We start from the raw sequence: 255 nt of genomic DNA, 5'->3' as shown, positions 1-255 counted from the left end.
TGTTTGCGCTACTTTTGTATTCGTAATGTCATACCCTTGTTCTTCAGATTTATATCCAACCACCGGTTGTTCCTTTACTTCATACTTGTACGCATTTCCTTCGGCATCGTATGCTTGAAGTTTTTCAAATGTATATTTCCAATTTGTTGCCGCTGTTGCTTCTTTTGTGTCTACTACTTTACCATTTTGTAGTAAGTCTACTTTGATTGTTGTCGGACGATTTGTTGCGTTTCCGTCCTTCCATGTTTTTGTTCC

1 protein-coding gene is annotated in these 255 nt (G+C 38.0%); it reads right to left on the bottom strand.

The annotated features are described in order from the left end of the window. On the bottom strand, positions 1 to 255 hold a 255-nt coding region (locus COI75_RS17315), incomplete at both ends, for a Cna B-type domain-containing protein (RefSeq protein ID WP_141535132.1).

The sequence above is a fragment of the Bacillus cereus genome (genome assembly GCF_002564555.1).
In the GTDB taxonomy this organism is placed as follows: Bacteria; Bacillota; Bacilli; order Bacillales; family Bacillaceae_G; genus Bacillus_A; species Bacillus_A cereus_K.
Note: the sequence above shows the minus strand (reverse complement) of the source record. Positions and strands in the feature narration are given on the sequence as shown.